We start from the raw sequence: 12,017 nt of genomic DNA on the forward strand, positions 1-12,017 counted from the left end.
CATGGTTATACTATTACATATCCCATTTCCTATGTTTATGGTGTAATATCAATATTATGTTTAATATATGATATCATAAACTAAAATAAACCTTTATCCTTCTCTAATTTGGAAGAAAATTATACCAAAGATAGCTTACATATTCAAGCTATCTTTGGTAATAATTCAATTATTGCATCAATTTTTCTATTTCATCAAATTCAGGACCCATTTGTAAGTTATAATAAACTCTGTATAATCCATTTAGCCACAAATCTTTCTGTTCAGGTTTCAGTTCTCTTGCTTTTTCATAATTAGGTCTTGCCTTTTCATAGAAAACTTTCAGTGTAGCTTGGTCTTCTTTGTATTTTGGATTATTGACATCAGTAGTAGCTTTTTCAGAGAAATCCTGAGCTTGCAGGCAATAGATTAAGCCCAAGTTGGAATATGCTTCTGCATAATTAGGATCCACTTCAATGGTTTTGTTGTAGAATTCAATGGCTTTTTCATAATCTTTCATGTTGTGATAAAGGTATCCTTTTACGTACAAATAGAATGTGTTATTAGGATCTTTAGCCAACATATCATCTGCAAACTGCATTGCTTCGTCAAACTTGTTATTATTGCTATAATAATCAATCAGATGTCCAAAGAAGAATGAATGTTCAGGATACTTTTGGATACCATCTTTTAAGGAAGCGATCCACTTGACAGTATCACCTTGAGCTTTCAATGCTGTAGAAATAAATTCCATAGCATATTTACCCACTTCTTTGTCCTCTTTTGCATAAGGTGCATATTTCAACACGCTTGGATAATCTTCCATTTTGGCTGCAGCTAAGCTTGCATAATAAGCAATTTGGGGCAATACAGTATCTGTTTGAAGCAGATTCTCCTTTTCAAACATAGGATTGATGGCAATGTCTACATAAGTTGCGAAGAAATCCAAAGCCTCTTTATTCTTATCTAAATTAAAGAACTGGATACCACCGTTAATCAGGTTGGGACGCGCAGCTAATATAGCAGCACTGTTCGATCTTCTGAACTTATTTTTGATTTTACCTTTTTCGTTAGGAATCTGTGCAAGTTCATCGCATTTAAAGTAGTATTTGCACATATTCAGTGCGCTGTTATACACTTTAAGAGTATCATAAGGCTTTCTTAAATAAGCATTCTCCATTTCCTTTTCATTGATTCTCTTTTGAATAAAGCCGGCTACATCCCATGTTTCGGCGTTGTCTTTGGTTTCAGCATTGTTCAGAGCTTCATTGATGAGCTTCTCTGCTTGTGCAAAATCCGGTTTTACGTCGTTAGCGATGCTTTTTGCCTCTTTCACGCTCTTTTCCTGAGCGAAGGTAAAGCCTGCCGCAAGTAGTAAAACCATTGAAAATAATACTCTTTTCATGATTGTAGAAAATTTTAAATTAATATTGTGTCTATTCTTCATTTTCATTGTTTACTATATTGTTCTGAGTTTTTTCTGATGCATCGCTATCCTCTTCTGCAATGATATCCTCTTCGGTTTCCGAGGTAACTTTACATACGGATCCAATTTCATCATTACGTTTTTCAAGATTAATCAGTCGTACTCCCTGTGTAGCACGTCCCATTATACGAACATCTGCTACTTTCAGACGGATGGTGATACCCGATTTATTGATAATCATTAAATCATTCTCGTCTGTTACAGACTTGATTGTTACCAGTTTACCGGTTTTATCGGTGATATTCATAGTTTTTACACCTTTACCGCCACGGTTCGTCTTACGATAATCCTCAATATCAGAACGTTTACCGTATCCTTGTTCTGACACAACCATGATTGTCTCAGTTTCAGGGTCTTTGATGCAAATCATTCCGACAACTTCGTCTTGTCCGTCTTCATCGAGCGTCATGCCGCGTACACCGGTAGCTGTACGTCCCATTACGCGTACGGCACTTTCGTGGAAACGGATAGCACGTCCGTTGCGATTGGCAATGATAATCTCATTGTCACCGTTAGTCATGCGCACCTCGATTACGCGGTCATCTTCGCGGATTGTAATGGCATTGACACCATTTTGGCGAGGACGGGAATATTGTTCGAGCAATGTTTTCTTAATGACGCCATTCTTTGTGCAGAACAGTACATAATGACTGTTGATGAAATCCTGGTCGTTCAGGTTCTTCACGCGCAGGTATGCATTTACGGCGTCATCAGAGTCTATATTCAACAGGTTCTGAATGGCGCGTCCCTTAGAGTTTTTGGTTCCTTCGGGTATCTCATATACTTTCAGCCAATAGCACTTGCCTTTTTGAGTGAAGAACATCATGGTATTGTGCATTGTTGCAGGATATATATGTTCTACAAAGTCCTCATCGCGTGTCTCTGTTCCCTTAGAACCTACCCCACCGCGGTTTTGGGCACGGAATTCGCTTAACGGCGTACGCTTGATATATCCCATATGAGAAATGGTAATAATCATTTCATCGTCTGCATAGAAATCTTCCGGGTTGAATTCTTCCGACGAATAAACTATTTCAGAGCGGCGTTCATCACCGTATTTAGTTTTAATCTCGATTAATTCATCTTTGATAACCTTGCGGCAGAGTTCGTCGTTAACAAGGATTTCTTCCAGATAAGCAATCTGCTTTTGGATTTCCTCATACTCGGCATGGAGTTGGTCCTGCATGAGTCCGGTTAACTGGCGCAGACGCATTTCTACGATGGCGCGCGATTGGATTTCAGTTAATTCAAAACGCTCCATCAAACCGCTGATTGCGTCATTCGGAGTTTTGGCGGCACGGATGATTTTGATTACCTCGTCAATATTGTCCGATGCGATAATCAAACCTTCTAAGATATGGGCACGTTCTTTAGCCTTGCGCAAATCATATTGTGTACGGCGGATAACTACGTCGTGACGATGCTCTACGAAATACTTGATGAGGTCTTTCAGGTTCAGCAAGCGAGGACGTCCGTGTACCAATGCTACGTTGTTTACGCCGAAGGAAGTCTGCAACAATGTCATCTTGTAGAGCTTGTTCAGCACTACGCTGGCGTTGGCATCGCGTTTTACGTCGATGACGATGCGCATACCTTCGCGGTCAGACTCGTCGTTGGCATTGGAAATGCCCTCTATCTTCTTTTCGTTGGCCAAATCGGCGATGGATTTGATTAATTCGGCCTTATTTACTCCGTAAGGGATTTCGGTTACGACGATTTTGTCATGCGTGGAAGATGTTTCAATCTCAGCCTTGGCGCGCATTACGACACGTCCGCGACCAGTCATGTAGGCTTCGCGCACACCGCTCATACCATATATATAACCGCCTGTCGGGAAGTCGGGAGCTTTGACGTAAGTCATCAAATCTTCGATGTCGATATCATTATTGTCGATATATGCGACGCAGGCATCTATCACTTCGGACAGATTATGGGTCGGCATATTCGTGGCCATACCTACGGCGATACCGGAAGCACCGTTGACAAGAAGGTTCGGAATGCGGGTCGGCATTACGGTAGGTTCCAGCAACGAGTCATCGAAGTTGGTTTGCATGTCTACAGTCTCTTTATCAAGATCCTGCATCATTTCTTCTCCAATCTTTTGCAAGCGGCATTCCGTGTAACGCATGGCGGCTGCGCTGTCACCGTCCACAGAGCCGTAGTTGCCTTGTCCGTCTACAAGCATGTAGCGCATAGCCCACGGCTGTGCCATACGGACGAGAGCGCCATATACGGATGAGTCACCGTGTGGGTGATATTTACCTAATACCTCACCGACAACTCTCGCAGATTTCTTATAGGGTTTATCCGACGTATTTCCCAGTCCCATCATACCGAAAAGAATTCTTCGGTGAACAGGTTTAAAACCATCTCTAACATCCGGAAGGGCACGTGAAACAATGACCGACATGGAGTAGTCAATGTACGAAGACTTCATTTCCTCCTCGATGTTAATCTTTATAATTCTGTCTTGTTCAAGCATTTAAAAAGATTATTAATTATACATTTGCGGGTTTGTGAAAAACCACGCTAAAGTACTGCTTTTTTACGATATACAAAAGTTTTCCCTCATAAACTTTGTTGCAGATTTCCATGCTTGAAACCCCGTTTGGATGTATGGTTTTTCGTTTGATGTATAATCGGTTAAAAATAAGACAGATACAAGTACCAGAAAGATACCTCCCTTTGGTACTCGGTGTACCTTACTAAGGTACGAGCCGTACCAAGCTTAGGTATATGAAGTTTCTTAGGTTGGTACATCGAATACCAACCGTTGGTACGGATGAAATTCCTACGTATTATAATATAATGTGTAGGGCGAACCGGAAAGATGTGATTTATGGCACGGGATTTGTATATTATTAATCCAGTTTATGGTATGCAATATAAAGAAATGCGTATCTTTGTCAGTCAAAACCTTTAATTAAGGAGATAAAAATTATATGAACAATCAATTTTCACAAAGAGTTTCTGATATTATAACTTATAGCAAGGAAGAAGCCAATCGACTGAGAAATAGATATATCGGCCCGGAGCATCTTCTGCTCGGCATGCTACGTGACGGCGGAGGAAAAGCTATCGAGATATTGATGAAACTCGATATAGACTTGAAGCAAGTAAAAAAGCGTATTGAAAGCTTCTTGAGAGATGCCGAAGACGACACCCTATTACCCGATGCGGATGTGCCATTGTCGCCAATGGCCGCTAAGATATTGAAGATGTGCATTCTGGAAGCGCGCATTTTAAAGAGTTCAACAGCCGATGCCGAACATGTGCTGTTGGCTATACTGAAGGATGGCGACAACCTTGCTGCCACCGTCCTGGGAGAGAATCGGGTGAATTATCAAGCTGTATTTGAACAGCTTACAATGCAATCTACCAACCCGAATGCTGGTATGGGATTTCCGGAAGAAGAGGAAGAAGACGATGAAGACATGAATATGTCCCATCCCTCTCGCAATGCAGGACAGGGCGCGGCTTCTTCTGCACAGACTGCATCGAAGAAGTCTTCCAATGATACTCCGGTCCTGGATAACTTCGGTACGGACATGACCCGTGCGGCAGAAGAAGGCAAGCTCGATCCGGTTGTAGGGCGTGAGCGTGAGATAGAACGCTTGGCGCAGATATTGAGTCGTCGTAAGAAAAACAATCCGGTGCTGATTGGTGAGCCGGGTGTCGGCAAGTCGGCTATTGTAGAGGGGTTGGCACTGCGTATCGTTCAAAAGAAAGTATCCCGTATCTTGTTTGACAAGCGGGTGGTAATGCTCGATATGGCTTCTGTTGTAGCCGGAACCAAATACCGCGGACAGTTTGAAGAGCGCATTCGCTCCATTATCAACGAGTTGCAGAAGAATCCGAACGTAATCTTGTTCATAGATGAGATTCATACTATTGTAGGCGCCGGTGCAGCTGCCGGTTCTATGGATGCAGCCAATATGTTGAAGCCGGCTTTGGCTCGCGGCGAAATACAATGTATCGGTGCTACCACGCTTGACGAATACAGAAAGAATATCGAGAAAGACGGTGCTTTGGAGCGTCGTTTTCAGAAAGTTATAGTAGAACCCACTACTCCGGAAGAAACGCTCCAGATACTGAGAAACATAAAAGAGAAGTACGAAGACCACCATAATGTGAGCTATACGGACGAAGCGTTAGAGGCATGTGTCAAGTTGGCAGAGCGTTATATAACCGACCGTAACTTCCCGGATAAAGCCATTGATGCTTTGGACGAAGCCGGTTCGCGTGTGCATCTGACGAACATTAATGTTCCCAAAGAGATTGAAGAGCAGGAAAAGCTGATAGAAGACGCACGTGTTTTGAAGGCTGAAGCCGTAAAGTCGCAGAACTTTGAACTGGCTGCCAGTTATCGGGATAGAGAGAAAGAACTTTCCGCTCGCCTGGATGAAATGAAAGAGGAATGGGAAGCACGTCTCAAAGACGACCGTCAGCTCGTTGGAGAGGAAGAAATAGCCAATGTCATATCGATGATGTCCGGCATTCCGGTGCAACGTATGGCTCAGGCGGAAGGTCTTAAGCTTGCAGGTATGAAAGAAGATTTGCAGGCAAAAGTTGTGGCTCAGGATGCTGCGATAGAGAAACTTACCAAAGCCATCCTGCGCAGCCGTGTAGGCTTGAAAGATCCTAACCGCCCTATCGGAACGTTTATGTTCCTTGGTCCTACCGGCGTGGGTAAAACGCATTTGGCCAAGCAGTTGGCTAAATATATGTTTGGTTCCAGCGATGCGCTGATACGCATTGATATGAGCGAATATATGGAGAAATATACGGTGTCCCGTATGATTGGAGCGGCTCCGGGGTATGTCGGTTATGAGGAAGGCGGACAGTTGACAGAGAAGGTACGCCGGAAGCCTTATTCCATAGTGCTGTTGGACGAAATTGAAAAAGCTCACCCGGATGTGTTCAATATCTTGTTGCAGGTGTTGGACGAGGGACGTCTTACTGACAATTATGGCAGAACGATTGACTTTAAGAATACAGTTATCATCATGACCTCCAATATCGGTACCCGCCAGTTGAAAGAGTTCGGCCGTGGCGTAGGTTTTGCGGCACAGGCACGTACGGATGATAACGAGTACTCGCGCAGTGTGATTCAGAAAGCATTGAACAAGACCTTTGCTCCTGAGTTCCTGAACCGTCTGGATGAAATCATAACGTTTGACCAGCTTTCGTTGGATGCCATTACGAAGATTGTGGACATAGAGCTGAAAGGCTTGTATGAACGGATTGAAGCTATTGGTTATAAGATGGTTGTAGATGATGAAGCCAAGAGATTCCTTGCTGCCAAAGGCTACGATGTGCAATTTGGCGCCCGTCCGTTGAAGCGTGCCATTCAGAATTATCTGGAAGACGGGCTTTCGGAACTGATTGTATCTGCCGGATTACAGCCCGGTGATACGGTTAATGTCTCTGTCGATAAGGAAAAAGACGAGTTGAGTATAACCAAGGCATAACAAGACTTTATAATAAAACAGTCAAAATGTCAGTTCTTCGGGACTGGCATTTTTTTTGTGTTCAGTTTGCCAAAACAATAAAAATACAAATCTAAAATATAAACTTAGTATGCAAAAAGGAAATATTGGGGTAACTACAGAGAATATCTTCCCCGTTATCAAAAAGTTTTTGTACAGTGACCATGAAATCTTCCTTCGTGAGTTAGTCTCTAATGCCGTCGATGCTACCCAGAAACTTAAAACACTGGCTTCTATCGGTGAGTTTAAGGGTGAACTCGGTGATTTGACCGTGCATGTGTCCTTAGGCAAGGATACGATTACCGTATCCGATCGTGGTATCGGCCTGACGGCAGAAGAAATAGATAAATACATCAATCAGATTGCATTCTCGGGAGCCAACGACTTCCTGGAGAAATATAAGAATGATGCCAATGCCATTATCGGTCATTTCGGACTTGGCTTTTACTCGGCTTTTATGGTTGCCAAGAAGGTCGAAATCATCACCAAATCCTATCAGGATGGTGCTAAAGCCGTGAAATGGACTTGCGACGGTAGTCCGGAGTTTACCATCGAAGATACGGACAAGGCAGAACGCGGCACGGATATCGTTCTTTATATAGACGACGATTGCAAGGAATTCCTTGAAGAAGCGCGCATCTCTTCTCTTTTGAAGAAGTATTGCAGCTTCCTTCCCATTCCCGTTGCATTCGGCAAGAAAAAAGAATGGAAAGACGGCAAGCAGGTTGAAACAGCCGAAGATAACATCATCAACAACGCTAATCCGTTGTGGACGCTGAAGCCCAGCGAATTAAAAGACGAGGATTACAAGAAGTTTTATCGCGACCTCTATCCAATGTCCGATGAACCCTTGTTCTGGATACATCTGAACGTGGATTATCCGTTCCATCTTACTGGTATTCTGTACTTCCCGAAGGTAAAGAGCAATATAGAGTTGAACAAGAACAAAATCCAGCTTTATTGCAATCAGGTCTATGTAACGGACTCTGTAGAGGGTATTGTTCCGGACTTTCTGACATTGCTGCACGGTGTACTCGATTCACCGGATATTCCGCTGAACGTGTCCCGTTCCTATTTGCAGAGTGACTCTAATGTGAAGAAAATCTCTACATATATTACGAAGAAAGTATCCGACCGCTTGCAATCCATATTCAAGAACGACCGTAAGCAATTTGAAGAGAAGTGGAACGATTTGAAAATCTTCATCAACTACGGAATGCTCACACAAGAGGATTTCTATGATAGAGCAAAGGATTTCGCCCTTCTTTCCGATACGGACGACAAGTATTATACCTTCGAAGAGTATAAGACCTTGATAAAGGATAGCCAGACGGATAAGGATGGTAATCTGATTTATCTGTATGCCAACAACAAAGATGAGCAATACAGCTATATCGAGGCTGCCAAGAATAAGGGATATAATGTGCTGTTGATGGGCGGCCAGCTTGATGTTGCCATGGTAAGCATGCTGGAGCAAAAGTTCGAGAAAGTGCGTTTCACCCGTGTAGACAGTGATGTCGTTGACAATCTGATAGTGAAGGAAGACAAGGCGAAAGATGTCTTGGAAGCCGATAAACAGGAGGTTCTCTCTGTTATCTTCAAGAGCCAGTTGCCGCAGATAGAAAAGACAGAGTTCAATGTAATGGCTCAAGCCTTGGGTGAAAATGCTTCACCAGTCATGATTACTCAAAGCGAGTACATGCGTCGTATGAAAGAAATGGCTAATATCCAGGCAGGAATGAGTTTCTATGGCGAAATGCCGGACATGTTCAACCTGGTATTGAATGCCGACCATAAGCTGGTAAAAGAGATTCTGGCTGATGAAGACAAGGAATGTGCGGCTGCCGTTGCTCCGATTCAAAAAGAAATGGACGATGTAAATACTCGTCGTAATGAATTGAAAAAGAAGCAGGAGGGCAAGAAAGATGAGGACATCCCTACAGCCGAAAAGGATGAGGTAAATGATTTGGATAAGAAGTGGGAAGATTTGAAAAACCGGAAAAATGGATTGTTTGCCGACTATGCCGCTCAGAATAAGGTTGTCCGTCAACTTATTGATTTGGCATTGCTTCAAAATGGTATGTTGAAAGGTGAAGCTTTGAATAATTTTGTAAAGAGAAGCATCGATTTGATTAAATAAGCCCCTTTAGATTTCTATTATAACAGGGCATTGCAGCTAATATGAGTTGTAATGCCCTTTTTTTGTCTGTTTTTTCGTAATAGGTCTGTTTTTTTTCGTTGGATACGAGGTTTTTGGAAACAATTGTCTATATTTGAGCATTGAATAAATTAGTATATTTCACTCGAAACCGTATTCATGAAAAGATTTTTTTTGTTTTTGTCAGCCTGTTTATTGCTTCTGCCGTTTGTGCAAGCTCAGAAAGTAGGACTTGTTTTGAGTGGCGGAGGTGCGAAAGGCATGACCCATATCGGTATCATTCGCGCTTTGGAGGAAAACAACATTCCTATCGACTATATTACAGGTACTTCTATGGGAGCTATCATAGGTTCACTCTATGCTATGGGGTACTCTCCCGATGATATGGAGGCTTTATTGCGTTCCGAAGACTTCAAACGCTGGTATTCAGGACAAGTAGAACCCGAATACGGATATTATTTCAAACAGAACCGGCCGACTCCGGAGTTTTTTAATATCCGTTTCTCCTTTAAGGACTCGCTGCATATCAAGCCTCAGATACTTCCTACAAGCATGGTAAATCCCATTCAGATGAATCTGGTCTTTGTGGAGCTATTTGCACGGGCTACGGCTGCATGCAGCGGCGATTTTAACCGCTTGTTTGTACCTTTCCGGTGTATTGCCTCCGATGTATATAACAAGAGACCGTTGATTATGCGTAGAGGAGATTTGGGAGATGCGGTACGCGCTTCCATGAGTTTTCCGTTTGTTTTCAAACCGATAGAGATTGATAGCGTTTTAGCTTATGACGGTGGAATTTATAATAATTTCCCCACAGATATTATGCGTGAGGACTTTAAACCGGAAGTCATCATAGGTAGCGTGGTAGCCGCCAACCCCGGTAAGCCGAAAGAGAATGATTTGATGAGCCAGCTTGAAAATATGATTATGCAGAAGACGGATTATACTCTTCCGGATTCTTTAGGCATTATTATGACATTCAAGTATGATGATGTCAGCCTTTTGGACTTTGACCGTTTGCAGGAGTTGCACGATATCGGCTATAACCGGACTATCAGTTTAATGGATTCTATAAAAGGTCGTATTCATCGGAGGGTAAGTGCGGAAAATGTTCGTTTAAGGCGGTTGGTCTACCGCAGTAATTTGCCTCAATTCCGCTTTAGGGACATCTATATAGAGGGCGCCAATCCACAACAGCAGGCGTATATCAAAAAAGAATTTCATGACGAAGACCATGAGGTGTTTACATATGAAGATTTGAAACGTGGATATTTTCGTTTGCTGTCTGATAATATGATATCGGAGATTATACCTCATGCTGTATATGACTCTGAAAACGACTTGTATTCGCTGCATCTGAAAGTGAAAATGGAAGATAATTTTTCTGTAAGGATGGGTGGAAGTGTCTCGACAACCAGCTCTAATCAGATTTATTTGGGATTGGGTTATCAGGACTTGAATTATTATTCCAAAGAAATAACCCTTGACGGCCAGATTGGCAAGGTATATAATAATGCGCAGCTTATGGCCAAGATAGACCTTCCTACCCGTATTCCAACCTCTTACCGCCTTATTGCTTCTTTAAGTACGTTCGATTATTATAAAAAGGACAAACTCTTTTCTAAGAATGATAAGCCCTCTTTTAACTCTAAAGATGAACGTTTTGTCAAGCTGATGGTAGCCTTGCCTTTTTTGGCCAATAAACGGGCGGAAATAAGCATCGGATATGGGAAACTTCAAGACAATTACTTTCAGTCCAGTGTGATTAATTTTGACAAGGACCGTTCGGATAGGAGTACCTACAACCTTTTGGGAGGGGCTATCGGATTTTATGGGAGTACGCTGAATGCACGACAGTATGCCACTAAAGGGTATTTTGAAAAACTGGTGGCACAGGTCTTTAGCGGAAAGGAGAAATTTATACCGGGAAATCCGACGGAAACGAGTGTTACGACTAAAGAAAGGCAATCTTGGCTGCAAATTTCTTATATGAAATATGCCTATCATACTATGAGTCCCAAATTTACTTTGGGATGGATGGCAGAGATGCTGTATTCATCGAAGAACTTTTCGGAGAATTATACGGCAACCATGTTGCAGGCGGCAGATTTTTCTCCTACTCCTCATAGTAAGTTAATGTATAATGAAGCATTCCGGGCCAACCAATTCTTGGCAGCGGGTATCAAGCCTATTTTTGTTTTCAATGATATGTTCCAATTCCGTTCTGAATTTTATGGTTTCGTACCGATATTTCCTATTAAAAAGAATGCATTGAACAAAGCTTATTATGGAAAAGCGTTTTCGCGATTTGAATATATAGGAGAAATTTCTGTAATATGCCAATTGCCCTTTGGAGCAATATCTGCATATGTAAATCATTATAGCTCACCGAAAAAGGAGTGGAATGTGGGGTTGACACTCGGCTGGCAGCTGTTTAATTATCGGTTCATCGAGTAATTTTTTTCAAAAAAAGTTTGTGTATCTCTTGCTAATTCAAAAAAAGTACGTATCTTTGCACCCGTAAAACAAACAAGGCCGCGTAGCTCAACTGAATAGAGTAGCTGACTACGGATCAGCCGGTTACAGGTTTGAATCCTGTCGCGGTCACAAATTGTTAATAATAAAGGTCGCGTAGCTCAACTGAATAGAGTAGCTGACTACGGATCAGCCGGTTACAGGTTTGAATCCTGTCGCGATCACAGAGGTCCTCTACAAAGTATTTGTAGAGGATTTTTGTTTTTTTTGCACAGAAACTTCGGGTCAGTTTGAAAACTTGGGAGAATTCCGGCTCAGCGGAAATATCTGGTTGGTAAGTTTTAAAATTAGCTATCTTTGCTTACCTTTGTTTTATGAAACCCGCACAACTCCTTCGTGCCATCCTTCCGGATGTGCTTATAGACAACTT

Annotated in this window: 5 protein-coding genes and 2 tRNA genes; 5 read left to right on the forward strand and 2 right to left on the reverse strand. The window is 42.3% G+C overall.

The features are described from left to right. Positions 1-169 precede the first annotated feature (169 nt). Both H8S52_RS16320 and gyrA read right to left on the reverse strand, forming a co-directional pair. Positions 170-1,384 (reverse strand): tetratricopeptide repeat protein, encoded by a 1,215-nt coding sequence (locus H8S52_RS16320; protein ID WP_022104294.1) that lies wholly within the window; start codon positions 1,382-1,384, stop codon positions 170-172. Between the two features lie 31 nt (positions 1,385-1,415). Continuing rightward, complete coding sequence (gyrA, locus tag H8S52_RS16325) at positions 1,416-3,947, reverse strand: DNA gyrase subunit A (protein ID WP_186910221.1); 2,532 nt, start codon at positions 3,945-3,947, stop codon at positions 1,416-1,418. A gap of 460 nt (positions 3,948-4,407) precedes the next feature. Between gyrA and H8S52_RS16330 the strand changes: the two genes are divergently transcribed. The 5 genes from H8S52_RS16330 (at position 4,408) to H8S52_RS16350 (ending at position 11,811) form a co-directional block, all read left to right on the forward strand. After that, the gene (locus tag H8S52_RS16330; protein ID WP_186910222.1) at positions 4,408-6,936 is read left to right on the forward strand and encodes an ATP-dependent Clp protease ATP-binding subunit; all 2,529 of its coding nucleotides are present in this window, start codon (positions 4,408-4,410) and stop codon (positions 6,934-6,936) included. A gap of 109 nt (positions 6,937-7,045) precedes the next feature. After that, positions 7,046-9,094 carry a molecular chaperone HtpG gene (gene htpG, locus H8S52_RS16335; RefSeq protein WP_022104292.1) on the forward strand — a complete coding sequence of 683 codons (2,049 nt, stop codon included), beginning with the start codon at positions 7,046-7,048 and terminating at the stop codon, positions 9,092-9,094. Positions 9,095-9,271: 177 nt separating this feature from the next. Further along, positions 9,272-11,569: a patatin-like phospholipase family protein gene (locus tag H8S52_RS16340; RefSeq protein WP_186910223.1), complete on the forward strand. Its 2,298-nt coding sequence runs from the start codon at positions 9,272-9,274 to the stop codon at positions 11,567-11,569. Between the two features lie 76 nt (positions 11,570-11,645). After that, positions 11,646-11,719: transfer RNA gene (locus H8S52_RS16345), tRNA-Arg, on the forward strand. A gap of 18 nt (positions 11,720-11,737) precedes the next feature. Further along, positions 11,738-11,811: transfer RNA gene (locus tag H8S52_RS16350), tRNA-Arg, on the forward strand. Positions 11,812-12,017: the final 206 nt, after the last annotated feature.

The organism is Bacteroides sp. NSJ-48, from assembly GCF_014287405.1.
In the GTDB taxonomy this organism is placed as follows: Bacteria; Bacteroidota; Bacteroidia; order Bacteroidales; family Bacteroidaceae; genus Bacteroides; species Bacteroides stercoris.